17 protein-coding genes are annotated in these 25,322 nt (G+C 47.9%); 2 read left to right on the top strand and 15 right to left on the bottom strand.

What is annotated here, in order from left to right; genetic code table 11:
- The first annotated feature begins 290 nt into the window (after positions 1–290).
- The gene (locus ACOIT5_RS09575) at positions 291–824 is read left to right on the top strand and encodes a peroxiredoxin (RefSeq protein WP_423130244.1); all 534 of its coding nucleotides are present in this window, start codon (positions 291–293) and stop codon (positions 822–824) included.
- Positions 825–934: 110 nt separating this feature from the next.
- Here the strand turns inward: ACOIT5_RS09575 and ACOIT5_RS09570 are convergent, their stop codons facing one another.
- Together ACOIT5_RS09570 and ACOIT5_RS09565 are read right to left on the bottom strand one after the other, a co-directional pair.
- Positions 935–1,528: a carboxypeptidase-like regulatory domain-containing protein gene (locus ACOIT5_RS09570; RefSeq protein ID WP_423130243.1), complete on the bottom strand. Its 594-nt coding sequence runs from the start codon at positions 1,526–1,528 to the stop codon at positions 935–937.
- A gap of 222 nt (positions 1,529–1,750) precedes the next feature.
- Positions 1,751–4,222: a TonB-dependent receptor domain-containing protein gene (locus tag ACOIT5_RS09565; protein WP_423130242.1), complete on the bottom strand. Its 2,472-nt coding sequence runs from the start codon at positions 4,220–4,222 to the stop codon at positions 1,751–1,753.
- 275 nt (positions 4,223–4,497) lie between these two features.
- Between ACOIT5_RS09565 and ACOIT5_RS09560 the strand changes: the two genes are divergently transcribed.
- A complete protein-coding gene (locus ACOIT5_RS09560; RefSeq protein ID WP_423130241.1) occupies positions 4,498–5,379 on the top strand; it encodes a sugar phosphate isomerase/epimerase family protein in 882 nt (293 codons plus the stop codon).
- A 69-nt stretch (positions 5,380–5,448) separates the two neighbouring features.
- On the opposite strand, the gene ACOIT5_RS09555 is transcribed toward ACOIT5_RS09560, so the two are convergent.
- From ACOIT5_RS09555 to ACOIT5_RS09495, 13 genes are all read right to left on the bottom strand, one after another.
- Complete coding sequence (locus ACOIT5_RS09555) at positions 5,449–6,516, bottom strand: PKD domain-containing protein (protein WP_423130240.1); 1,068 nt, start codon at positions 6,514–6,516, stop codon at positions 5,449–5,451.
- A gap of 133 nt (positions 6,517–6,649) precedes the next feature.
- Complete coding sequence (locus ACOIT5_RS09550) at positions 6,650–8,059, bottom strand: glycoside hydrolase family 88/105 protein (protein WP_423130239.1); 1,410 nt, start codon at positions 8,057–8,059, stop codon at positions 6,650–6,652.
- 61 nt (positions 8,060–8,120) lie between these two features.
- Complete coding sequence (locus ACOIT5_RS09545; protein ID WP_423130238.1) at positions 8,121–9,545, bottom strand: glycoside hydrolase family 28 protein; 1,425 nt, start codon at positions 9,543–9,545, stop codon at positions 8,121–8,123.
- Positions 9,546–9,565: 20 nt separating this feature from the next.
- Positions 9,566–10,294, bottom strand: a complete 729-nt coding sequence (locus tag ACOIT5_RS09540) for a DUF6250 domain-containing protein (protein WP_423130237.1) — start codon at positions 10,292–10,294, stop codon at positions 9,566–9,568.
- Positions 10,295–10,298: 4 nt separating this feature from the next.
- Positions 10,299–13,001, bottom strand: coding sequence for a hypothetical protein (locus ACOIT5_RS09535; RefSeq protein ID WP_423130236.1), 2,703 nt, complete (start codon positions 12,999–13,001; stop codon positions 10,299–10,301).
- A 45-nt stretch (positions 13,002–13,046) separates the two neighbouring features.
- Positions 13,047–14,360 (bottom strand): TolB family protein, encoded by a 1,314-nt coding sequence (locus ACOIT5_RS09530; protein WP_423130235.1) that lies wholly within the window; start codon positions 14,358–14,360, stop codon positions 13,047–13,049.
- A 140-nt stretch (positions 14,361–14,500) separates the two neighbouring features.
- A complete protein-coding gene (locus ACOIT5_RS09525; protein ID WP_423130234.1) occupies positions 14,501–16,075 on the bottom strand; it encodes a RagB/SusD family nutrient uptake outer membrane protein in 1,575 nt (524 codons plus the stop codon).
- A gap of 32 nt (positions 16,076–16,107) precedes the next feature.
- Positions 16,108–19,359, bottom strand: a complete 3,252-nt coding sequence (locus ACOIT5_RS09520; protein WP_423130233.1) for a TonB-dependent receptor — start codon at positions 19,357–19,359, stop codon at positions 16,108–16,110.
- 148 nt (positions 19,360–19,507) lie between these two features.
- On the bottom strand, positions 19,508–20,518 hold the full coding sequence (locus ACOIT5_RS09515) for a FecR family protein (protein ID WP_423130232.1): 1,011 nt from the start codon (positions 20,516–20,518) through the stop codon (positions 19,508–19,510).
- A gap of 59 nt (positions 20,519–20,577) precedes the next feature.
- On the bottom strand, positions 20,578–21,198 hold the full coding sequence (locus ACOIT5_RS09510; protein WP_423130231.1) for an RNA polymerase sigma-70 factor: 621 nt from the start codon (positions 21,196–21,198) through the stop codon (positions 20,578–20,580).
- A gap of 123 nt (positions 21,199–21,321) precedes the next feature.
- Entirely contained in the window at positions 21,322–23,922 is a 2,601-nt protein-coding gene (locus tag ACOIT5_RS09505; RefSeq protein WP_423130230.1) for a glycoside hydrolase family 95 protein, read from the bottom strand.
- A 4-nt stretch (positions 23,923–23,926) separates the two neighbouring features.
- Positions 23,927–24,193 (bottom strand): hypothetical protein, encoded by a 267-nt coding sequence (locus tag ACOIT5_RS09500; RefSeq protein ID WP_423130229.1) that lies wholly within the window; start codon positions 24,191–24,193, stop codon positions 23,927–23,929.
- Positions 24,174–25,319 carry a hypothetical protein gene (locus ACOIT5_RS09495; protein WP_423130228.1) on the bottom strand — a complete coding sequence of 382 codons (1,146 nt, stop codon included), beginning with the start codon at positions 25,317–25,319 and terminating at the stop codon, positions 24,174–24,176. The genes ACOIT5_RS09500 and ACOIT5_RS09495 overlap by 20 nt, the downstream gene beginning before the upstream one ends.
- Positions 25,320–25,322 lie beyond the last annotated feature (3 nt).

Genomic DNA, 25,322 nt, shown 5'->3' with positions numbered 1-25,322 from the left:
ATCTTTCAAAAACCACATAAAGATAGAATTATCCGTCCGATATGCCAAACTGTTTTCAGTCATTCCCCCGACAAAAGGCTGAAATGTTTTTATAAATGCCTCGTCTTAAATCTCTTTTACATACCAAATTTTCTGTCTGTTGTAATAGTTTCTGTCTATTCCGAATAAAAATAATCAATTTGACGGGCATGAGGGCCGATGTTATCTTTGCCTGCAAATCTTATTGAATCAAAATAAGCTTGTTGATTCAAAAAAAACAATCAGAAATTCTAACGTTTAAATGATTTACAATGAAGACAATTGGAGATAAGTTCCCCGAATTTAAAAAGACTGCTGTGGTATCGGTAGAAGCCGGAAAAGAATTTGACACTCTGACCAAAGAGAAGACCCTTGGAAAGTGGAATGTGATTTTTTGGTGGCCGAAGGATTTCACTTTTGTTTGTCCCACCGAAATTACCGGGTTCAACGAGCACTACGACGAGTTTGCCAAGCTGGAAGCCAACCTGATCGGCGCTTCAACCGACTCGGAGTTTGTTCACCTGGCCTGGCGCAACGCCCATGCCGGTTTAAAACAACTGAGATTCCCGATGCTGGCAGATACATCAAAATCACTGGCTGAAGAACTGGGTATTTTGGAAGCGGAAGAGAAAATCGCTTACCGCGCCACTTTTATTGTCGATCCCGAAGGGGTCATCCGTTGGGTTTCGGTAAACGACCTGGCCATCGGGCGTAATGTCCCTGAGGTGTTACGTGTTTTGGAAGCTTTAAAAACCGGCAAGCTGACTCCCTGTGACTGGTCTCCGGGTCAGGCAACATTATCATAAGCTTTATCAGAAAGATTAAACGAAGCCGTCTCAAGTTTTGTATTGGGACGGCTTTAATTTTTCAGGCCATTCTGCCGAAAAGAGAAAGTGGCAGTGCCCGGTGGCAGTGATCACCGCTTGGTTTTAATCAGGATTACACCGTCCTTTGCCCTTTCGCCATATAACTCAACAGCAGACTCGTCTTTTAATATGGTGATCGATTCAATTGATTCGGGAAGAATATGATCGATTGATTTTACTTCTTTTTCATCGACAATGTAAATCGGTTTTCGCTCACCATCAGAACTCCTTATCTGAACTTCTCCTGATTTTTCGTTTTCCTTTTCGATCAGGATATGCGGTACCCCGTCCGCTTTTTTAAGTTCAATATCGATTGTTGATTGGTCGCTTACCGCAACTTCCTGCTTTTCGTAACCGGGAAAAGAGTATACCAGGGTCGATTCCTTGTCTGCAATCTCCAGTTGGTAGTTCCCATCCGGACCTGAGATTGTTCCGGCAGTTTGGTCCTTAACCAGGATGGCCACACCGGGTAGCGGTTTACCGGTATCCTTGTCCGACACCTGCCCCGTAATGAGCTTTTTATCGTCCTGTCTGCCGGTTTCTGCCCCGGATTCTTTGTTCGGCAAAATCACCAGCAGGGTCAGCAAGGTCACCACCAAGAACTTCTTCCGGTTGTGTTTTTTGTTTTCAGTTTTCGGTTTCATGATCATATTGGTTTATGCTATTCATTTACCTGAGTATAGCCATGTTGCAACATGTGCCGGAACAAAAATAAACGAAAAATTTGCCGATCGATGGAAAACACCGTTAATAAAACTTAAAAGTCCGTTCCCCTTGTATGCTCACCTGCAAGATGTTTGCTGAACTGAAAAAAAAAGAGGAGCCCGAATTCAGACTCCCCTTCATGTGAATAAACCTTATTCTGTTTAAAACCCGTTATCGTCGAAATTAATCTCATTGACATCCGATTGTCCGGACCGATCCATTTTATAGTTGTTGATTTTGTAACTGAGGGTTAACATGAATACCCTCGGCTCGCGTTTAAACCGGTAGGTTGACTTAAAGTTGGATCCGCTCGACGTGCCTTCGTTCCGGGCTGTTCCAAAAGCATCCTGCAAACTGAGTGTTGCCGACAACTTTTTCTTAAACAAATCGTGCCGGTACGAAATATTGGAAAAAAACATGCCTTTGGTGTCGCCCTGGGCCGAAACCGACGGCCCGCGGTACATTCCCATGACTTGCATCCGGCTTTCGGGCGTAAACCTGATCGTACCGTTTAAGCGGCCATTGTAGTTGGTGCTCTCCCGGTTAACCGATTCGCCCTGAACGGTTCCTTCGAGCTTATAGCGGTAAACCGAAAAGCTGGTATTCAGCAGAAACCAGTCGGTCAGGTTCAGGTTTCCCATGATTTCGCCTCCCAGCGAGTGGTCTTTATTCAGGTTATCCGGCGTCAGGTATAAAATACCGTCGTCGCCCAGTTCGGTGAGCCGGGTAATCAGGTTATTGGTTTGCCGGTAAAAACCTTCGAGCGAAACGAATGATTTGCCAAAACGTTTCATGAATCCGAGATCGTACGAGTCGGTATATTCGGGTTCGAGGCCGGGATTTCCCACCCGGATGGTATACTGGTTCATGTAGCTGGGAAACGGATCCAGGTCGCGTCCGCCCGGGCGGTTAATCCGGCGGCTGTAACTTCCCATCAGCTGGCTTTGGTCGAAGAGTTGGTACGACAGGTGCAGCGACGGAAAAAAATCAAAACGGTCGAGGGTATAAGCTTCCTCTACCTTGGCATGATCAATCTCACGGTTGGTGTATTCGCCGCGGATCCCGAGCATGTATTCTACCCGGGCCAGTTTACCCGAGAAGGTGGAATAGGCTGAATGGATGTCGCGTTTAAAGTCCATCGAACTGGTAAAGTCGGGGTTATTGATCCAGCTTTGTGTTTCCGGGTCAAAATCTTCGAACAGATAGTCTTCGGTTTCGCGGTCAATCCGGCTTTGCAAGCCGGCTTCGAGTTTGCCGCCCGCGCCTACCGGCCGGGTATAATCGAGTTGGAACCGGTAATCGTTTGATTTTTCGTCTTCCGTGGTTCTTATCTGAAGATCGTAAATATCGGTCGGGTTAAAATTCATATCGGCAATAGCTTCCGACTGGAATTCGCTGTCGTCGCCTTTCCGGTTGCGGTAATAAAACATCCCTTCCAGTTTGTGCGTTCCCTGTTCGTTGTATTTATGGGTGAAGTTGATGTTTCCGTTGATGAAGTTATTCTCCCGGATAGCCCTTTCGGCGGCAAGGGTGTATTTTTCGTCTGATGCAGGCATTGTTGAAAGGTGGTTGAGTCCCTCGCTGTTTGAATTGAAGTTGAATTGTCCGCCGTGAAGCTGGAACCCCAGGGTGGTTTTATCGGTCAGGTACAAGTCGAGCCCGGTTTTCAACCCGAAACCTTTCCGCGTGAAACTCCGCTCGCCATTCATGTCTAAAAGCTCGGTCACATCGCCCGTGGTAGTTTCGCGTGTCGACGCATTTTCGCCCGAGTAGGTATTGTTATTGGTATCGAATCCGAACGAGAAGTTCCGTTTTTTGGTTTTGTGGTTTACCGTCAGGTCAAGGCGCTGCTTGTCGCCTGTGCCGATCGAGGCATTCACGATCCCGTTAAAGCCCGAAAGGATATTCTTTTTCATCACCAGGTTAATGATTCCGGCCATTCCGTCAGGATCGTACTTGGCAGACGGGTTGGTGATAATTTCGATGGTTTCGAGCGCTGAGGCCGGAATTTGCTGTAAGGCGTCGCTTCCGCTCAGCGCGCTCGGACGTCCGTCGATAAAAACCGTAAAGTTGGACGAACCGCGCAGGGTAACATTCCCTTCAATATCGACCTGTACCGAGGGGGTATTTTCCAGCACGTCCACGGCTGTTCCCCCGGCTGCATTGATATCCTGGGCCACGTTGATGACTTTTTTATCTACCTTATACTCAATCCGGGCCCTTTCGGCGACCACTTCAACAGCCCCGATTTCCTGGGTTGAGGCTTCGAGCCTGATTGTTCCCAGATCGATTTGCCGGTTTGCCGGGTTGATCCTGACATTATTGATCCGTGTTTTGTTGAACCCGATAAAATTTGCTTCGACATAAAATGTCCCTGCCGGCAGGCTCCCGATTCGGAATTCGCCATTCAAATCGGTGATCCCTCCGGTTACCAGGCTTGAGTCTGAACTGTTAAAAATGGAGATATTGGCGTATTCCATCGCCTGATTCGATTCGGTATCAATCACCTTTCCCCTGATGCTGAAACTGGCCGGAAGATCTCCCGATTCCCCAACTCTTGGCCCTGTTTGAGCCAGAACGTTCATTCCTGCCATGATCAATAGCATCACGAATAAATTTCTTGTTCTTTTCATCTTAAATTCATCCAGCTTTTATGATTTTATATGTTCTCTGACATACGGATAACAAGTTAGTTTAATCGAGCAATGCGAAAAATCTGTTAATGTTTGTAAACGTAAAAGCTGCGGAAACAAAGGGATTCGTCAATAAATTCCTGATTTCATGGCCATAAGCCATACTTTTTGTCCCCGAGACGAAAAGCAGATAAATTTTATTTGTCAGAATAATTATCTTTGTTCCTGGTCTACAACTAATTTTTAACAACTCATATCTATTAAAACTTCCAAAAATGAAGAATGTAAAGATTTCATCACGGGCCATCCTGTTTATTTTGGCCGTTTTTGTTTTATCAGCAACCTTTGTCGGGTGTAATGCCCCTGCTCCAAAAGAAACTAAAAAAGAAATTGGCATCCAGTTGTGGTCGGTTCGCGAAGCCATGAAAACTGATGCTGCCGCTACCATTGCCCGCCTGAGCGAAATTGGCTACACCTATGTGGAAGCTGCCGGCTATGGCGATGGCCTGTTTTATGGTATGAAACCTACTGAATTTAGAGCATTGCTCGAAGAAAACGGCATGAGCATGAGAGGTTCGCACACGGGCATTAACCTGCCAAAAGAAGGCGAATGGGAACAAGCCATGGAATGGTGGGATGCCTGTATTGCTGCTCATCAGGCCGCCGGCGCCGAATGGATTGTCAAACCCTCGATGGGAGGAGATTCATACAGAAGTCTGGATACGCTTCAGATGTACTGCGATTATTACAATGTTATTGGCGAAAAATGTAATGCTGCCGGTATCCGTTTCGGTTATCACAATCATGCACAAGAATTTACCACCGAATTTGACGGCGTAATTTTTTACGATTACCTGCTTCAGAATACCGATCCGGAGAAAGTGATGTTCGAACTGGATTTGTACTGGATTAAGGAAGGCGGCAAAGATGCGCTTGACTATTTCAATAACTATCCCGGACGTTTTGAATTGTACCATGTAAAAGACGTGGAAGAACTGGGAGCCAGCGGAACCATTGACTTTAAACCGGCCTTCGATGCGGCAGAACTTGCCGGCATGAAAGCCTATATTGTTGAAGTGGAACGTTACAACTTTGAGCCCATCGTCAGCGTTGAAAAAAGTTTCGAATTCCTGAACCAGGCCGAATATACCAAGTAACAAATCAACAACTCCAAAATAAAAAGCCCGGTTCGTTTGAGCCGGGCTTTTTACTAAACTTGTCATGCTTTATTTGACCACCACATCCCACACCTTCGACAGTCGGGATTTTCCTTCGGGACCTTCCACCCAAAGCACTACAACATATTTACCGGCGCCGGTGTATTGATGCAGCGGGTGTTGTTCGGCTGAAGTTTCTCCATCGCCAAAATCCCATTTCCAGGAATCAATCTCTCCTGACGATTCATCGGTGAAAGCCACCAGGCGCCGATCCCCGTCAAGCACCTGAAAAGACCATTTCGCTTCGACCGGCTTTTGAAACTGTTTTTCAAGCGGCATCAACTCAAACACCAGACCATGAGAAGCATTTCCGTACATGGTGTGTTCTTTGGACAGGTTCCAGAAACCATTATTTCCCTCCTTTTCTACATCATCATAATCAATAACCGCCCAGCACAAGCCAATTTTCTTGTTTTCATATAAAACCGACTCCACAGCCCGGGCAGGGTCATTTCCGGCATAATCAAAAGGCGTAACCCAGAACTCAAGGGTTAATTTACCGGCTTCGCCGGGCTTAAAATCGTACTGATACGCCGCATTGGCATACGGCAGTTCCTTAATCCAGGGCTGGCTGCCCCAAACCAGGGTCCAGTCTTTTCCCTCGGCCGGGGTAAAGATGTGGTAGTTTTGCGCCTGTACCCCGTGAAACGAAAACCAGACGCTCATCGGGTCCATTTCCTTATTGGGGTGAAAGCGGTCGATGAACGGTCCGCCCGAAAGGTCGCCGTCCACAATCAGTTCGAAGGTGTCGTTGTGCAGGTCAGGACGCGAAAAGTCCCAGTAGTCGTCGTACGCTTCATACAGAAAATAAAGCCGGTTCATGCCTTTCACCCAGCCCACTTTAACGCTCACCGACAGGTTTTCGGGACTAGCTGCCGGATGTTTTTTGCTGTCATCCCAAAGCTGGTCCATGCCCACAGTATAGTTTGGCGGAACTATGTTCCAATCGCCTGCATAACCGTCAATCCGCGGAATCCTGTCGGCCGGGAACTGGAAAACCTGATAGCCGCGATCCTCTTGTCCGCAAAGACAGATGGGAAATAGCAGACCGCAGATCAGGATCAGGATTATTCTCATCCGTATAAATTTTACAAGGTTCATTTCATAGAACATCTGTACTGACGTACATCCGGGAACGGAGCCAGGCAACCGGGTAATTGCATGAATTAAACCCGTAACTGCCTGAATTCGCTCAAAGGTACTTTCGCGCTTAATCCACACCGAAGATCGGGGCGTCCGTTTTGATTTCTTCCGGATAAAACATCACGGCGCTGTCATTCATTTTGGGGAACGAATTGTTCAGAAGGCTGATCATTTCGGCGCCGGCCAGCAGCACTGGCCCGTAGCCATGTGCAGCATAAGGATTCACCGGACGAAAATAATAGAAAGCCGGATCGAAAGCCATACCGGTTCCCACGCAGGTACCCAATACCTGCCCGCGTTCATTTACCATGCTTGAAACTGCATTCCAACCCAGAACAGCGATCGAAGCATAAGCATATTTATCGATGTATCCTCTATTTATAGCCCGCGCAATCGCATACGTGTAGATCGCGGTAGCCGAAGTTTCCAGGTAACTGTCATTCCTGTCAATCAACTGATGCCAGAAACCGGTTCCGCTCTGATATTTGACCAGTCCGGCAATATGGGCACGCAATTGTTCCAGCACGGCCGAATATCGCGGATGCGATTGAGGCAGTACCTCCAGCAACTCAACCATTGTCATCACCGCCCAACCGTTAGCGCGAGCCCAGTGAAATTGCGGATGCACTTCCATCTGCTGCACCCAGCCATGCATATATAACCCATTTTCAGAATTGAACATCCGTTTTGAAAATTGAAGCACTTGATTTACTGCATCGTCGTAATACTGCACATCACCGGTCAGCTTTCCCATTTGTGCCAAAGCAGGCACACTCATAAACAAATCGTCGAGCCAAAGGGTGTTCCGGTGAGGCCGGTTACGCGCCAGTGTGCCATCTTCCAAGCGAAATTCTTTGTTGTGAATATAATCAATGAAGTTATCAATCATCGGGCGCAGGTTGCCGTCCTGCTTTTCGCGTTCAACTTTGATCATGGCCGCACACATGGCACCGGCGTCATCGAGAGCATGCGGGTGCAACACCGAATGCACCGGCGAACTGCGATCCACGTCCAGGTCGGGGTGTTCGCGATAGAAAGCGGTGAGGTCGGCCAGCAATTTCAGCCTTTTTCCCGCATATCCGGTATACCGTTTGTCGCCGGTAACTTCACCCGCCAGTAACATACCGGCATAAGTCACACCCCACTCATAGCTGGTCAGGCGGAAGTCTCCCTGCTGCAACATCGCGTCTTTGGTAATCTGACTCAATTCAGTGATCTCTTTGTTGGTCTTCCGGTTAACGACCTTAGCCGGAGTCACTTCATCCAGGTACAAAAACACCCGGTCGAGCACGGTTTTAATTTCTTTCACCTCGGGCAAACCATAAGGCATGGGGTAGTCCGGGCGCATCATGTGTAAAGGTGTTGTCACATCGGTTTCCGGTTTTTCCTGGGCCACTGTTCCGGCTGCCATAAAGCCCAAAAAAGTGATCATTGTTACTTTTAGAAAATTTGTAAATGCTACCAATTTCATGTTCATGTATTTAAATTTAATGATATTCGTACTCTTTTACATGGATACTGAACCTTTCAGACGCAGGTCACTTAACAAACACTGCATGATAACGGCCAGGATGTGCAGCTTCGCCTTTAAATTCGTCCAAAACCAAACCTGTAACATCGTGCGCCTCCAGGGCATGCGTAAAATACCCGGGCAGGTTATCTCCCCACGAAACCGAGCTGTTGTTTATTCTCACCTGGTCGGCAAAACGAATATAAATGCCCGGATTACTGCGGAATTCGATATCCGGATATGATTTGGCCGGTCGGTTGTCCATCAGTCCCCCCTGATAATCTGTCCAGCGGTTCAGGGTGACGTGTACGTCGCTGAACTGCACATTTTCAATGCGGCTCTCTTGGGTGCCGTTGATACGGATACTGTTTTCGGCCAGACCAGTTACATTTTCAACCCTGACATTTCGAATCTGACCAATCTTACCTTCCGGAAAGCGTGGAATAGCCGTAAAAGAGATGGCTTCTCCCCGTCCCCACCACGGATCGGAATGATAGCGGGAAGTGAACGTGATGTCTCTAAACGTGATGTTGCTTACATTTCCTTCGTCGCGCAACTGGATGGTGAGACCCCGGCAACTGGTTTTAATCTCGCAGCGTTCGAAAACAATATTAAAAATGTCCTGTGTGGTTTCGGTACCAATCTTCACCCCCGAATCCTGCGTTTCCAGCACACAATCGTGTACCCAAATATTGGCAGAAGGTCCATAATCTTCGGCCTGTCGGGTTGCCTTCACCACGATGGCATCGTCGCCGCAAATGATGTGGCAATGCCTGATTTCAACATTACGACAATGATCGGGATCAATTCCGTCGCAATTGGGTACATCCAGGTTGTTTCGGATGCTGACATGCTCAATCAATACATTTTCGCAACCCAACAGGTGCAGGCTCCAGCTTGGGGCTTTTTCAACAGTAATTTCTTTCACAACCAATTCATTACAACTGGTCAGGATCAATAATTTGGGACGCCATCCTTTGGGAATCCACCATTCATTTTTTTCTTCGTAATGATCCATGAATTCCAACGCCCGTCCGTTAATCCGTCCTGTTCCCGAAACGGTTAACCTGTTTGCTCCATTGGCCACAATAGCCGCTTCTCCCGAATAATCTTCTTCACGGGTACTTACAAGCAGTTCGGCATCCCCTTCCAGATGAAAATCGATATCACTTTTCAGCACCAAGGTGCCAATCAGGTACCTGTGCCGCGCAGGAACAAGCACCCGCGCCTGGTTTCCGCGTGCTGATGCCGCGTCAATAGCCCGTTGGATCGCTTCTGTATCCAAGGTCTGGCTATCACCTTTTGCACCGTAATCCATCACATTAAAAACAGCTTGTTTTTCAGTATTTTGACATCCCGTTGCCAGCAAAAGCAATACCAGCAGCAAAAGCAGATGCCAAGCACAGAACTTTCGGATCCGAAAAATTTTACCCATGTAGTTTCGTTTCGTCATTGGTTTGTTCTTTTAAATTTCTACTTCAACCGGTATACTTTAAAATCATCTATTTCTTGTCGTGACCAGGTGGTGCGGATCCCAAAATAACCGCTCTCAATTGGGTCCGGGTCGGTAAAGCTGAAAAATTCTTCGTTGTCGACAAAAACCCTGGTGGTACCCTTATACACCATCACCTCAATCAGGTAAGTGTGGTTTGGCTTTAGCAAACGAGTCGTATCGGTCAAATCGTGATACAGGATCCGCCCGCCATTTCCGTTGTACTTCCGGAAACGCGTAGTGTTATTATAATTTCCTCCTATTCCGGCGTAATACATTCGTAAGGAATCATATTCGGCAAATGCACCTTTTCGTGTAAAAAGAACCGGATTCCGAGGATCGCCGGCCATCCAAAACTGGTTCATATCCGAAAGACGGTCGTTCGGGCCACCATCCATGATCACTTTCCGTTTGTACTCAAAAAGTAAATTTCCTGACAGTTTTTGATTAAACCACACGGTAGCTCCCCGGTCAACATCAATCATCAGTTTCCCGTTTCTGATTTCAATTGTTACGCCCGGCGCCGAATCTACTTCAACTACCCAGTGATCCAGCGTTGAATCAAAACAATCCTGAAAAATTAAAGAATCTTTCTCATAGGTGAAACCCTTTTCCTGATATTTACATGCAGCCGGGAAAGCCGCTACCATACTAAAAACGACAGCTGACATGCCCGTCAGTTTTCGGATCTGCCCGATCGCTGTCCTCATTTTTCTATTTAAAACGTTCATGATTATCCGGAAGTTGATTTCCAATTAATTCCAGTAGCTGAATGGCATTTAGCCCCCATTGTGCCGTGTTATTGGTTGAAATATTTTCCACCTCATAAACCGGCTCCAGGGTTTGCGGCCCGTCAAATAAGTTCAATTCAAAGGAAGTATCCGTTTGCAAAAATTCATCCCAGGCTCGTCTGCCCCAGACCGGTTCATTTTTCATTTTCGAATAATATGCAGGAAGGCGGGCATACCAATGGCCCGGATTTCCAAGCTGTACGGACACACCGAATTCGTTATGCACACTATCGGCCGGGGCGCCGTAAAGCCGGGTAAACTGTTCCCACATTCGGGTCCATTCGGGTTCGCCCAATAATTCGGTCAATTCATAAGCCACTTCGGGGCCACCCATCAATACCGAGAGATGGGAAAAACCAATATCCTCAGGATGCAATTGAGATAGTTGGTGATTTTCCGGGTCGTACCCCATGGCTGCTCCTTTACCCGAGAACAGTCCGTAAGGCATTTCAGCCAGACTTTTTACACCCGCCATAATCTTGTCGCGCCATTTTTTGTCGCCGGTTCGTTCCCATTCGGTCATCCAGTTACCGGCCAGGGCCAGCCAGTCGGGCCCCATGCGGGCGTGGGTCTGATGCTCGCCTTTTTCAAGAATCAGCCGCAAGGGATCGAGCTCGCCAATCGCCCGGTTCGATGCTTCAGCGGAAGCCCGCATCAGGTCGCCGGTCCGTTCATCGGTGGTGAGGTAATAGTAGAACCGGCTCAAAGCGGCCTGGGCAATGCGCACTTCTTTGGAGCCGCATCCCCAGTGACGCACGTTATGACGGGAACCTAATCCTTCAAAACGCCCAAGATGATAGACGTCCACTTCCCCCGTATGGCGGGTCATGGCCTCGGCCATCCGGAATATGTCTTCGCGGCCGCTGCGCAAAAAACTGTACCACAACCACAGGTTGGGCATCAGCTCGGTATTGTCCCAGGCATAGCCGCCAATATCGTAGCGCCACACATGGCGCCCGGGATCGTAGGCGTGCATGACATCGCCATAGTCCCAGAATCCATACCAGCGGCGTTGTTCCACTTCCAGCCGGTAGTAGCTGAAGGCTTTGTCGAGTTGGTTTTCCAGCCACTGTTTCCCCGGAGTGCTTCGGTCGGGCAAGCTCCAAATGCCAAAAGCCGGCACCTGATGCAGATATTCCGGGCTGACTGTCAATAGCGGCGGATGGTTGGCCAGGCGGGTGATTTCAGTCAGTGTTTCCGAAGAAGGAACGGCCGGGCTTGCAAACAGCACGAACTCGGTGGTGCGGCCAACGCCGGTAGCGCTGCTGAAACCCGGCTGCACATCCTCGTAGCTGGCGTCCAGGTTGTGGCCCCAGGGAATGGTGTCGTAATGGCGCATATCCATGGCGGGCGCATCGGGCGACCACATCCAGGCAAGTAATTTGGCGGTATCACTTCGGGCATTTTTTATTTCCAGGGCTGAAGGGTAGGATTGCCAGAAGTCGCGCATGCAGACCGCCAGCCCTCCGGAAACATCGCCTGCAAAGACCATCCCCTGTGAACGAGTTCCGGCCCCGGCATCAATCCAGGCGCTCGCCGGGTTGGTCCGCTTTTGAATCGTAAAACCATCCGAATTCAATTGGTTCAGTTTAAAATCGGCCCACGAAGCCCAGTGGTGAAGCAGGAATTGTTGATTCTCAGAAAACGATTCCCTCCCGGGGATGTGTTCTCCACAGAGTTGTTTTTTGTATAAATCGTCTGTACGAGACAAGGGAACCCGCCCGGTAAGCGGCTGTACCGGCTCGTCCCACAGCCGGCCTTCCTGACCCGAAAAACGAATGTGTCGGTTATACAGTTCTTCATCCAAGGGAACATCAAAACTGACGCCCAGTCCGCGGATAAAGTCCTGTTCCTGATCGCCGTCGTAAATGATGGTATGCACCATTTTTACGGTTGGCAGGCCGGCATAAAAATACAGGCGCACGACAAAGGGCAGCCAGCTCCGATTGCCCGACACCGATTGGTGATAGCCTTCCACCTTGACGACGGCCCGCACCGGCCCCGCCTGCTCCAACGTAAGCCTGTCAATGTAGCCCGTAAACGTTTCAACTGATGGTTGTGGCCCGTAATCTGCTGTTGGCCCCTGTTGCAGCAGACAAACTAATTCGCCTCCCGTTGAAACCGTTTTACCTTCCACCGTCAGTAAGCCAATCAGCTGGTTCCCCGAGCGCGGGATTTCGCAGATCAGCGCCCCGGTATTCACCCGGAAAGATGTTGCTGTTTCGTCCACGCAGAGACTTTTTGCGGGTTCAAGTGGTTGCGGCTCCTTCGCAGCTTCGAGAAGAAAGGGGCCGGTAGCAGAGGCATCAAGTACGGTGCTGAGTCCAATCCATTTCAGTGAGCCGTCGGGCCAGAAAGCCAGCGGCCAGCTTTGCAACGGAAGCGTACTGCCCGTTATCGTAACCAAGCTATATTCCCGCCCGGGCTGCACCTGTCCTTGCCGAAACGGCACACCCCAGCTCACACCCGTTGAAAAACCTGGAGCCTGATCACCCAGCCAGTTCAACCGGACAGGCTGACTTTGCGATGCGCCAGGAAGAAATGTCAGGCAGAGAGCCAGTAAAAATAAAGGCACCAAAAGAAAATAACTGCCGGAACCAGGCTGTTTGCTCAATGAATTGTTCATTTTATCGGTTTTTAGAAATTGGGACAAATCACACGGAAACTAAACTCACCATTTGGGAAATAATGGTACCAGCATGATATCGCTCTCGGTCAGCAGGCTCGAGTTGATGAGTACCCATTGGCCGTCGGGGCTGACCGAAGGGTGTAAGTGTGCTTCCCTGGTGAACGGACTGATGCTTTGCAGGCGATGCCCCTGGGTCAACAATACCACATCATCCGGATTACTTGCGTTGATGCGGTAAAGCTTCCCGTCAAAGGTATCGGCTACCAGGTACTTCAAATCGGGCGAGGCATTGCAGTGCCAGTATCCTCCTGCACCGGTTTGCCCGTGAAAGTTCAGTTGATTGGTCCGGACATTCAGAGAGTATAATCCGGTTTGATTGACCTGCAGGCGGTCGAGGTGCCCCATCAGGTGAAAAAGAATGCGATCAGGCCCCATAAATACTTCGTGGGTTACCCAATCATTATCCCGCTCCTGATAAACCGGACGGTTCGTGACCTTTCCGTCAGGAGCAACCGAAAGATACCACATGCGCTGGGGCGAGTCGCCGCCGGTTTCCCAGCAATACATCATTTCGCCCGAAACATACGGATTAGCCTGCAAGTGACCGATCCAGACAGGAACTTCCAATAGCTTGGTGGTTTTACCTGTTTCAAAATCGAAGCTGTAAATAGCCGATAAATCTTTTTCCAACCGGGAAGAAAAGAATATACGTTTTTCACTGGCATCCAAACCCAAACCGGAAGGTCGGATGGAGTCCGGAATATGTCCCAGAACAAGTTCATAATCATCCGGAGATCCAACTTTCCCTTGTTCGCTGTCGCTTAGCAGATTTCCGAGCTTTAGTTCTGTTACCTGGTTTTCACGAATGTGGTAAGCCGAGTTTTTATGCCATCCCAAATGCAGGTTATATCCGCGATCGCCGGTTGTGATCTGAACGATTTCAAAATTTTCCATCGAAAGCGCATAAGCCTGTCCCCCACCGCGTTCCTGACGGACCGTGCGATTAGAGGTAAACACGACGTATTTCCCGTCGGGGGTCCATTGCGGATGGGTTTGGTACATTTTTGAACTGCTGTGGCGCGAAGTCGTCAGGGCGTTTACCGTCACACCGGTCCCCCGATCAACAAAGCTGTAATTTTCGGCCGGGAAACGTTGCCCGAAAATATCCTCTCCTGCCATATCAAAGGTATGATAAACATGTTTCAGACGACTGTAATCCACTCCTTCCAGTACTTGGCTGAACGTGTTTCGTGTCATTAATGAAAAAAGGAGTGTAGTTCCGAGTAATTTTAGAACATTGGACTGACATTGAGCCAGAATGTTCACCGTTAAATATTGTATTGTATTGTTTTTCATTGTTTTGGTTTAAGTCAAGAAGTTATCCTTGTTGAATACAACATAAAAACAAGACCAACCCGATCGCCATAACTGACAAGCCGGGCTGGAATGTTTCAGTTTTAGCCCGGAATTGCGATGTATTCCGGGCTAAAAATTGATTAATTATAGCCAGGATTCTGGCTCAGGTTCGGATTGGCATCCAAAGCTGTTTGAGGAATCGGATAAAGATTTCTGAATTCCTCTGAAACTGCCTTAAACTCCCAGGCTGAGGTAAACTTGCCAAAGCGGATCAAATCGCGACGGCGGGACATCTCGAAAGTCAGTTCCCTACCCCGCTCATCCAGAATATCATCCAGGCTGACTGCACTCAGGATACTGGCGTTACTGCGTCCGCGAATCAGGTTGACCAAAGGCAAAGCCAGGTCGGTTTGTCCTTTACGTGCATAGGCTTCGGCTTTCATTAAAAAGATTTCGGCATAACGCAGAAAAGCAATATCATTCCCGGCATTACCTCCATTGGTATTCGGGTCGAGCCCCCACTTGATCCATTTGATCCCGGCGTTCATGGGTTGACTACGTATACCCGTGGCAGGGATGATTTCATAAGGAACCGGTCCCTGGGTAGACTTTCCTTCTACATACAAAGCAGAATTACCATCAGGCACCACCCGTTCTACCATGACCACATTCCCGTTCCGCGGGTCAATCAACGGCCCATGACCAAAAAACATCTTTTTCCGCTCATCCTGGTCTTCAAACAGGTTCATCACCGATTCGCGGGTCTGGAAACCATTCTGCGGCGTATAAGGCAATCCAAACAAACCGCCGCTGATTCCGGGCAACACCTTCTGGACTAACGGGTGTCCGACCCCGCCGGCTACATTCGGTGTATAAATCCCGCCAAAAATGAATTCGGCATTTTCTTCATTGTTGTAAACAAAATTGTCGAAGTAATTATCCAGCAATTGGTAGGCTCCCGAGCTGATGACCTTGTCACAATAGGTGATCACGTCATCGTTATGCGCCGATCCGGCATAGACCTCAGCATTCAGATAAACTGTTGCCAATAAGCCAAAAACAGCTTCTTTGGTGATCCGTCCATAGTATTCACTCCCAACATTAGCCTGAGAAGGCAAATCTTCGGCGGCGGCTTTCAACTCATCAACAACAAAATTAAATACTTCAACACGGGTATTTTGTTTAGGAAGATCATTGGCATCTACTTTGGCGCCCGTAAAAACAGGTACGTTTCCAAATAAATCCATCAAAAAGAAATAGGCATATGCCCTGAGAGCACGCAGTTCAGCAATAGGGCCGTCCAATCCTTCAATACCGGAACTTTCAAGAGAAGACAACAGCGCATTGGTCCTTCCCACGGTAGCGAAAAAAGAGTTCCAGGACGAAGAAAGATACGAATGATCTGCGGTCCACTTATGCTCGGTTATTCTTTCAAAGGCATCTCCCGACCACCATCCCTGGATCTTGCCGGTTACCAGAACCTGGTCGGCCGACATTTCCATAATCCGGTATTCGGTCCCCATGCCGGTAATGGTTGCAAAGTTCCGGTAGATTCCCGATAAGGAAGAAAGTACCTGCGTTTCACCCTGGTAATAAGTTTCGGCAACATATTCCGAATATACATCTTCATCCAGGGTACAGCTGGATATCACATTCATGGACAAAGCCAATAAAAGTGCCAGATATGTTTTATATGTTTTTTTCATTTGTCTCATATCATCTTGTTAATTAAAAATTGACATCTTATCTAAAACGTAATATTTGCACCCAGCATGAACACCTGTGGTCGTGGGTAAACCAGGTAATCAATACCGATCGGGGCAATTCCTCCGCGGTTGGTATTAGTGCGTACTTCCGGGTCGAAGCCTGAATAGTTGGTTATCACAAACAGGTTTTGTCCGGTAACATATACCCGCGCTTTTGATAAGAAGGCGATATTTTTTGTCTTAAAGGTATACCCGATACTTAGGTTGTCGAGCCGCAGGTAGCTTCCGTCTTCCATCCATCTGGATGAATATTGCGCCGCCTGTTCGTGAGACACTCCGCTTTCGACGGCATATTTCAGCACATTGACCCCTGGCGTTGGTTTCGTGTAGGAGAACTCAGCAGCGGTATTGTTGAAAATATCGTTGCCGACTACCCCGCGAAAAGAAACAGACGCATCAAAACGTTTCCAGAATACCGAACTGGAAAAACCAAAGGTAAAATCAGGATTAGCGTTGCCAATAACGACATGATCAGCTCCGTCGACTCCATCTACGTCCAAATAGGTTTCCATACCGTTTTCATCAAGTCCCAGAAATTTGGGGCCGTAAAAAGTTCCGATAGGCAGCCCGGGTCTGATAATTTGTGCGCTACCGTCATGATTCATCAAGCCGGAAGCAGGAGAGGTATTAATTTCGTCGCGCGTAAACTGCGAGTTTGACAACGAAATAACCTCATTGAGATTACGGGCAAAGTTCAAACTGGCTTTCCACTGAAAATCATTTTTACTGATTAATGTACCGTTCAGCGAGAACTCAAACCCCTTATTTTCGACTTCGCCCACGTTGGCCCATTGGCTTGTTACAACCGACGGGGCTACCGTTGAGAATTCCAAAAGCAGGTCGTTGGTATTTTTCTTGTACAAATCAATCGTGCCGGAAAAACGTCCGTCGAACAATTCCCAGTCTAGGCCCAGGTTAAGCTGAGTCGTTTCTTCCCACTTTAAATCGGGGTTGGCATAATTGCTGGGCAGCACACTTGGTATAACGACTCCCCCCAACACATAAACCGATGAACCACTCACGGTTAATTGTTCACGGTACAGGTTATTCGGGATTTCCTGGTTACCGGTCACCCCGTATCCCAGGCGTAATTTCAGGTTTGTAATCTTGTTCTTATTAAAAAATGGTTCGTCTGCAATGTTCCAGGCAAAAGCACCGGAAGGAAACAGACCCCAACGATAGTTTTCACCGAAACGACTGGAACCGTCATTCCTTAACGTGAAAGTAAACAAATAGCGGTCTTTCAGTTTCAGGTTCATTCTTCCGTAAACCGAACTCAGCCGGTTTGCACTTTTATACGAGGTATTGGATAAGATATTTCCGGATTGCATCAGATTCCAGGCCGTTGCATCGGAAACAAACTGATTAGCCAGCGTAAAGGTGTTTTCTGTAACATACCGATAAAAAGAATAACCGACCAAAGCGCTGAAACTGGTGTTTTCATTGAAATCCTTTGCATAATTCAGGTTTGTTTCCATCGTTGAACTGTAATTTTTCAGTTTACTAATAGAAGCCCGTCCTTTTTCAGCAGCAGCAACCGGGTGAGTCGACGGAATATGAATAAACCGTTCGATGGCCTCATCGGTATGTCCTAAATTAACCGACACACTCAGCGGATCGATAATTTTGTAGGAGAATGATGTACTTCCGATAAAATTATTGGTATGGCTTTCATCGGTCACTTCTTTCCACGAAACCGGGTTAACCCGCAATTCACCCAACTGGTAGTAACTGCCATCGGCATTGTATACCGGAAGCGTTGGCGCCCAGCGTAAGGCATCTTTCAGAATATTTCCCCCTTCGTTGGCAACGTTTGAAGAAACAGGCACATCGTCGTTGTCAATTTTTGCGTAAGTCAGGTTAATCGCAATATTGAGTTTCCCATCCAATGCCTTGTGGTTTGCATTTAAGCGCGTAGTGTATTTCTCCAGTTTTGAAGACAAAATAATTCCCTCCTGGGTACTGTAACCAAGTGACGCGCGATAATTGCTGTTGGCCGAACCACCGCCAAAGGCCAGGTTGTGGTTTTGACTGAGCGCCGAACGGAAAATCGCATCCTGCCAGTCCGTGTCGGCCCCTTCATCGGGATAGGGATAGCCGTTGGTCACGGCATAATCGCGGTATTCATCTGCCGACAGAAAATCCAATTTTTTTCTGACAGACGACAGCCCGAAGTAGGTATCATACGAAATCGATTCGCCAAGTTCTTTTTTGCTTTTGGTGGTAATCAGGATCACCCCGTTGGCGCCACGCGATCCATAAATAGCTGTCGCAGAGGCATCTTTCAAAATGTCAATCGACTCGATATCGGCCGGGTTCAGGGTATTCAACGGGTTGGACCCTTCGGAAGAAAAAGGAGAAGTTCCGGTTTCACCGGATACATTGACATACAAATTTGCCGAATTGAACTGCATCGGGATTCCGTCAATCACATACAACGGATCGTTACCGGCAGAAATAGAGCTGGTACCGCGAATGCGTACCGTGGAGGTTGCCCCCGGACGTCCACTGCTCTGTACAATGTCAACCCCGGCAATTTTGCCCTGAATCAGTTGCTCAGGAGCGGCTGTTACACCCAGGTTAAAATCTTCACTTTTTATAGATGACATCGCTCCGGTGACATCACGTTTTTTTACGACACCGTAACCAATGGCCACTACTTCATCCAAACCAATGGTTTCTTCTTCCATCATCACATCAATCACTGTTTTTCCGGCCAGCTGGATTTCCTGGAATTTCATCCCTACAAAACTGAAAACCAAGGCGCCGTCAGCCGGTACATTCGTCAGGCTGAAGCGGCCTTCTGAATCGGTAATGGTACCGATGGTCGTACCTTTCACCACAACCGTAACCCCGGGCAAAGGAAACCCCGAAACATCTTCTACTTTACCCGATATGGTTTGCTGTTGCCGAACCTGGCGTACCATATTCCGGTCGGTAATCACCACGTTCTTTCCAACAAATTCAAACTCATAGCCATTGGGGATCAACACTTGTTGAAGAATACTCTCAACCGTCGCATCTTTTACCGATAGGGTAATGTTGCGCCGGTCGGTCAGCAGGTTGCTTGGCACCAAAAACCCAATATTCAACTGCTTTTCAATCACTTCAAAGACTTCAGTTAAATTGGCATTTTCAAATGTTAATGATAGTTTAGCCGATTGGGAACTCACGGTTTTTGCATTTGTCATCAATGCAGACACCAAAATCAGAAATAAGATTAATCGCATCATAAGACCCAGTTTTTTCAGGTAATAACGGGCTAAGAACCCGCTGGATACAGATTTTTTTTTCATAAGTTTGTACTGTTATTATTATTACTATTTGGGATTGGTAGTCCCTTATATTTGCGGGCAATATTGGTAGTATTGCCCGTTTTTTTTATTCCAGGTAAATCAAGTCAGGCTCGGGGAACCGTTCTTCGCGTTGCACCTTCATCGGAATGGATATTTTCAACATCGTAATCACATCGCCAATGGAAGTTTCGTAATGAAAAGTTCCTGAAAACCGGTAATTACCGGCCAGACTTTTATTCCTGTAAATAAATTTCACGTGATAAATGGCTTCCAGGTTCCGGGTAATTTCACCCAGGGTAGCATCCCTGAAAATAATCTTCCCGTCTTTCCAGGCCGTGTACAAGTCGGTATTTACCTGTTTGATCCGAACTTCGTTGTTCGCGGCATTCCATTCGAACAGTTGGTTGGGTTCAAGCAGATATTGTTCGCCAAGGTTTGTTCTTAACTCGATCTTTCCTTCCACCAATGTGGCCTGAAAAACCCCGGAACCTTCCTGTGCAAATACATTAAAGCTGGTTCCCAGCACCTTGATGTCGGCCTGTCCGGTGTGCACGGTGAAGGGATTGGTTTCGTCGCGGGTTACTTCAAAAAAAGCTTCGCCGTCCAGCGATACCTGCCGGTGTTTTTTGTTGAATCGCGAGTCGTACTGCAAACTTGTCCCCGGCCGGAGGTACACGAGAGTTTGATCAGGCAACGTAATCACTGAATTATTTAACCGGTTGGCAGAAACCGTAAAGATCTGCCTTTCGGCATCATCCCGTTCCTGATAATAAAAACGGGCGCCCCACCAGCCGGCATTCAGTAAAACAAATACCACGGCCGCATAACGCAGAAAGGTTTTCAGACTTAGTTTTTTTGACTTTGCCCCAAGCTGCTTTTCTCTGATCCGCTCCCAGGTGTCTGTCAGGCTAACGGCTGGTTCTTCGTGTTTCATCTGACCGGCCCACAACCAAATCTTCAGATAATCCTTCAGTCGTTGCTTATTGGATGTTTCTTCCATCCATTTATCCAGTTCCTGCAGCTCATCAGTGCCGGCGTCTTTCTGAAGGAAGCGGTTAATTATTTTATCAATATGGTCCACTCTGTCATTGTTCATGCTATAAAAACACAAAAAACAAAGTAAACCCTATATAAAGACTGAAAAAAAAATCAGGATTACAGAAAAGAAATTAAAACAGAACGAATCTGCATGTAACGACCGGGGAGATCTTCCCCCTGGAGATAGGGAGACAGTTCTTCCCTCAGGCTTTTCAGGGCCCGGGTGATATTTGCCTCAACGGCCTTTACCGAAATATCCAGCTTTTGGGCAATTTCTTTGTTCGGCAAATCGTCGAAACGACTCATCCGAAAGACCTCGCGGCATTGCGGGCTGAGATTAGCGACAGAAGCCTGTATTTTTTCCGACAGTTCGCGGAACAACAAAACATCTTCGCCTGTTTCGGTAAGTAAGCGGTAATTGATAGCGGCCAGCAAATTGCCGGCATCCGCTTCGCCCGGGTATTTCTTCTTCCTGTCGCGCAATAAATTCAAACATTTGTTGCGCACGACAATGAACAGGTAATTTTTTACTTCTGCTTCCGAATGCAGATTGACCCCTTGTTCCCAAAGTTTAATAAAAGCATCCTGTACCACCCCTTTTGCATCCTCATCGTGATGTAAAAAGTGAAGCGCAATTTTGTAAAAAGCATTGAAGTGACTGTGATAAACCGCGTCAAACGCTTTTTGCCTGATGGGTGGAGACGTATCGGGAACCATTCCTTTGTGTATGTCCGACAAAGCTATGAAAAATATCATTTGCGAACACGCCGGCACAAACAGGTCATTTCGCACCGGTGAACCGGAGTGGGAATCACATTTTCAGACCCGGTTAAGATCCAAATAATAAACTACTTCGAATCGCTAAAATGAAGAAGAATGAGCGGATATTGCTACATGATAGATTCTCCCTTTTGACGTATCAAAATCAATCTCAAAAAAGCCAGGCTCCTGCTTTTTATCGCTTATGACAGACATCTCCGGGTCTTTCGTTTCTGAAAAAAACAGTAGAGGGTTCGTGTTTTCACCGATGACCGGCCTGGCGTCAACACCCGAAACTTTTACCGGAGCACTTGTACGAAGGCGACAATTCCCTCCGGCAGAAGAAGTAATTTTTGCCCATGCAAGTTGCCCGTCTTTCCACTCCATATCGACCGTGAAACCACCGCGTGCTTTTAATCCCGATACTTTACCATTAGGCCATCCGGAAGGCAGGGCGGGCAGCAAATGCAGGACGCCGGTATGGCTTTGCACGAGCATTTCGGCAACACCGGCTGTATACCCGAAATTGCCATCGATCTGAAACGGGGGATGAGCATCGAGCATGTTCATATAAAGGCCGCCGCCGGGCTTTTGTTCCCTGCCAAAACCACAGGGAGTAAACAGGTTTCGGATAATCAGAAAAGCATGGTTGCCGTCGAGCATCCGGGCCCAGAAATTAATTTTCCAGCCCATCGACCAGCCGGTAGCGCCATCGCCGCGAAGCTCGAGCGAACGCCGGACAGCCCGGAACAGTTCCGGAGTAGTGAATGCGTTGATCTGGCTGCCGGGGTGCAGGCCGTATAAATGCGACAAGTGCCGGTGCCTTGGGTCGGGTTCTTCAAAATCGTGAGCCCATTCCTGTAGCTGTCCTTTTGCGCCAATCCGGTACGGGGCCAGATGATCCAGCTTCGCAGAAAGTTTTTTCCGAAACGCTTCATCCGTTTCCAAAATCTCTGCGGCCCTGGCCGTCGAGGCAAACAGTTCGCGGATAATCGCCATGTCCATCGTCGACCCCATACTGACGCACGCACGTTTTCCTTCGGGAGTGAAGAAGTAATTTTCAGGCGACGTGCCAAAAGGGGTTGCCCATTTCCCGTTTTCATCTTTAACCAGCCATCCCGACATAAATTCCGAAGCGCCTTTCATCAGGGGATACGCTTTTTCTTTTAAAAACCGGATATCTCCCGAAAACAGAAAATGTTCCCATAAATGAGACGACAGCCACGCGCCCGACATATTCCAAAAGGCCCACGAAGCGCTTCCATCGGTGGGGTATGGTTCCCGCCATATCGATGAATTATGGTGGGCTGCCCACCCTTCCAGTCCGTACATACGGGTTGCCATTTCTTTCCCGGTCTCAGCCAGTTCTTCCACCAGCCGGAACAAAGGTTCGTGACATTCCGGAAGATTAGCGCTTTCAGCCGGCCAGTAATTCATTTGTGTATTGATGTTCATCGTATAACCACTATTCCAGGGGGGCATCACTTTGTCGTTCCATATTCCCTGAAGGTTCATGGGCTGCCCGCCGGCCCGCGAGCCTGAAATCATCAGGTAACGGCCAAACTGAAACAACAAAGCCGCCAGGGCCAGGTCGTTGTCTTCAGCAAAACGGATAATACGTTCGTTGGTTGGCGTCTCCTGCGCCTGAACGCTGCTGTTTAGTTCGAGCGACACGCGGTTAAACAATTCCTGATAGTCGGCAATGTGCCTTTTCTTCAAACTATTATAATTTTTCTTTTCAGCGTTTGCCAAAATAGTCATTGCTTTTTCCGAAGGGTCGATGCCTTCGCTGCTTGGGCTTTTTTGGAAACCGTTGAACGAAGTCGCCGCCGAAAAAATCAGTACCACCTCATTGGAGTTGCTAATATGCAGGCGGTCGGCCCCAGCCTGAATGTTCCCGTTTTTCAAAACAGCTTTCAGCCGCGCATCGAAAAACATTCCCTTGTTTCCTATTTCATCGCCGTACAAAACCTGTTTTTCAAATTTCCGTTTCCCATCCTTGTCGAATATCTCAGGGTGTTTGTGCTGCTCTTCCGATTTTTCGATAATCTCCAGCGGCCTTACCAGCACATGCCCGGGAGCCTGGCCTTTCATCACCAGCATATTCCCCGACGCAGAAACATCTGCCGTCGGGTGGGGCAAACTCATCGACACTTCGAAATCCAGCGCCGGTTTGTCGGCTGTAATTTTCATCACCATCACTTGGTCGGGGAATGAAGCATACGTTTCCCTTCTGAAATGAACTCCATTTTGCACATACGAAACCGTGTGTACCGACCGGGCTATGTCGAGTTCCCTTTTGTAGCCTGAAACTTCCCCTTTGCTGTTAAACCGGAAAAACAAATCGCCAAAAGCCTGATATGGCTGAGCTTGTCGGCCCTGCCAGTTTTTGCGGATAAAAGTTTCAACCTGTTCGTACTTCCCCTGACGGAGCATTTCAAGGGTTTCGTCAAAACCATCGCGTACATTTATATTGCTGAAGGTGGCGCCGGGTTCGCCACTATACAGGGTGTTTTCATTAAACTGAAGCTGCTCCTCCTCCACCCCGCCGAATATCATTGCACCAATGCGTCCGTTCCCGATGGGAAGCGCTTCGTTCCAGTTAGTAGCTGGATGTGTGTACCACAACCTATTATTTCCCTGCCTTTCCGCGTTAATGCAGGAGCAAAACAAAACGGCAAACAACAATAAAAGTCTCATCATCTCACTATTTTATTATTTTTAAAAATACGGCATAAGGACAGGTAACCGAGGTGAGGTAAACCGGGTTTTGCCTGTTTCCCGAGGGGTGAAAGCATTCGTAAGGCGCTCCAAACTCTTCCCCTTTCCGGTAATCGTGCATCTTCAGGTCGTCCAGGTACTCCCCGGCCAGTTTGCGTGCAGCGCCGCCATCAACCTTTGCAATGGCGTAACAAACCCAACCGACAGGAGTTCCCCAGTATGCCCCATTCTGATTAGGTATCCTTTTTCGCACGGGAACGCTCCCAGGCAGTTGTGCCACTGTAATCGTCGCTTGTTAAAATATGGCGGATATTACCCTTGTAGGCCAAAGTGCCATCGTGAAAAGCCCCAGCCAGACGGGTACAGGTTTTTTGTAACTTTTCCCCTTCCATAATACCCAGGTAAACAGCAAATGCCGTCGCCCACACATCCGGTTGGTTACTTTGCCCTGTTGAAGCGGCCAACATACCGTTCTGATCGTAAAACAAGGCCAGAATATTGGTTTTCAATGTCTCTGCCAGTTGCCGGTATTCTTCTACTTTCGGGGTATTGCCGATTTTTTCAAAAAGACGGGCAAGCTCAACCGATGACTGATATTTCAGTAAAGACGGAAAACAAAGGTCGCCGGTGATAACAATGGCGTCCCTGAACCCGAAATCCACACCGCGAAGATTTTCTGTGGTGTAGACAAGCGGATTGCCTATTCTGGTTGGTGGCACCCTGTATGCCATTTCCAAGCGGGCAATAAGGGGAAGGCCTTTAATTTCGGATAATAGAAATTGGTAATCAGTTGTTTGTTCTGTATAAAAATAAGCCTGATGGATAAAATAAAACTGGTCGCAATAGGGAGGAAAAGTTCCCCAACGCAGCGATCCCTGGTCTTCGTAACTATATGTTCCCGGGAAAAAAACGGGCAGCCCGTCATCAATCCGGATGTGGTCGGCAATAGCACCCTGCGGTATCATGCAGCCTTCTTTGGTAATCATGGTTTGGTCGCACTGGGTTGATGCCGTCAGTTTCAGCAAATGTTTCTGTTCTTCGGAAGTAATAAATCCGCATTCCAACGACATGACATAATCGCGGACCCAAAATGAAGGGTAACAATCGCGCCCTCCGGGACGGATGAGTATCCCTCCTGTACTATTGGGCCCAAAATCGGCGGAAACAACCTGCTCTGGATAAATACGGGAACTTTCCAATACATCTTTTGTCATCCGCTCCAGAAAAAGCAAATCGTCGCGACTGACCATCGGTTCTTCTTTTGACTGGGCAAAGACAAGACTACCTGCAAAAATGAGTAAGCTGGCAACCGCCCATATCTTCGTTTTGCGCAAAACACAAAACAGGGGCAATACGGTTATTTTCTCTATTTTCTTCATTTT

This window comes from Gaoshiqia hydrogeniformans (assembly GCF_049347105.1).
Taxonomy (GTDB): Bacteria; Bacteroidota; Bacteroidia; order Bacteroidales; family Prolixibacteraceae; genus Gaoshiqia; species Gaoshiqia hydrogeniformans.
This window is presented reverse-complemented; position numbering and strand designations above follow the sequence as displayed.

What these genes read in the sequence shown, in the direction of transcription:
- ACOIT5_RS09515 (WP_423130232.1), bottom strand. Translation starts at nt 20,518, where the DNA reads ATGAACAATGACAGAGTGGACCATATTGATAAAATAATTAACCGCTTC.
- ACOIT5_RS09530 (WP_423130235.1), bottom strand. Translation starts at nt 14,360, where the DNA reads ATGAAAAACAATACAATACAATATTTAACGGTGAACATTCTGGCTCAA.
- ACOIT5_RS09505 (WP_423130230.1), bottom strand. Translation starts at nt 23,922, where the DNA reads ATGATGAGACTTTTATTGTTGTTTGCCGTTTTGTTTTGCTCCTGCATT.
- ACOIT5_RS09555 (WP_423130240.1), bottom strand. Translation starts at nt 6,516, where the DNA reads ATGAGAATAATCCTGATCCTGATCTGCGGTCTGCTATTTCCCATCTGT.
- ACOIT5_RS09550 (WP_423130239.1), bottom strand. Translation starts at nt 8,059, where the DNA reads ATGAACATGAAATTGGTAGCATTTACAAATTTTCTAAAAGTAACAATG.
- ACOIT5_RS09570 (WP_423130243.1), bottom strand. Translation starts at nt 1,528, where the DNA reads ATGAAACCGAAAACTGAAAACAAAAAACACAACCGGAAGAAGTTCTTG.
- ACOIT5_RS09535 (WP_423130236.1), bottom strand. Translation starts at nt 13,001, where the DNA reads ATGAACAATTCATTGAGCAAACAGCCTGGTTCCGGCAGTTATTTTCTT.
- ACOIT5_RS09495 (WP_423130228.1), bottom strand. Translation starts at nt 25,319, where the DNA reads ATGAAGAAAATAGAGAAAATAACCGTATTGCCCCTGTTTTGTGTTTTG.
- ACOIT5_RS09520 (WP_423130233.1), bottom strand. Translation starts at nt 19,359, where the DNA reads ATGATGCGATTAATCTTATTTCTGATTTTGGTGTCTGCATTGATGACA.
- ACOIT5_RS09575 (WP_423130244.1), top strand. Translation starts at nt 291, where the DNA reads ATGAAGACAATTGGAGATAAGTTCCCCGAATTTAAAAAGACTGCTGTG.
- ACOIT5_RS09565 (WP_423130242.1), bottom strand. Translation starts at nt 4,222, where the DNA reads ATGAAAAGAACAAGAAATTTATTCGTGATGCTATTGATCATGGCAGGA.
- ACOIT5_RS09525 (WP_423130234.1), bottom strand. Translation starts at nt 16,075, where the DNA reads ATGAGACAAATGAAAAAAACATATAAAACATATCTGGCACTTTTATTG.
- ACOIT5_RS09545 (WP_423130238.1), bottom strand. Translation starts at nt 9,545, where the DNA reads ATGACGAAACGAAACTACATGGGTAAAATTTTTCGGATCCGAAAGTTC.
- ACOIT5_RS09560 (WP_423130241.1), top strand. Translation starts at nt 4,498, where the DNA reads ATGAAGAATGTAAAGATTTCATCACGGGCCATCCTGTTTATTTTGGCC.
- ACOIT5_RS09540 (WP_423130237.1), bottom strand. Translation starts at nt 10,294, where the DNA reads ATGAGGACAGCGATCGGGCAGATCCGAAAACTGACGGGCATGTCAGCT.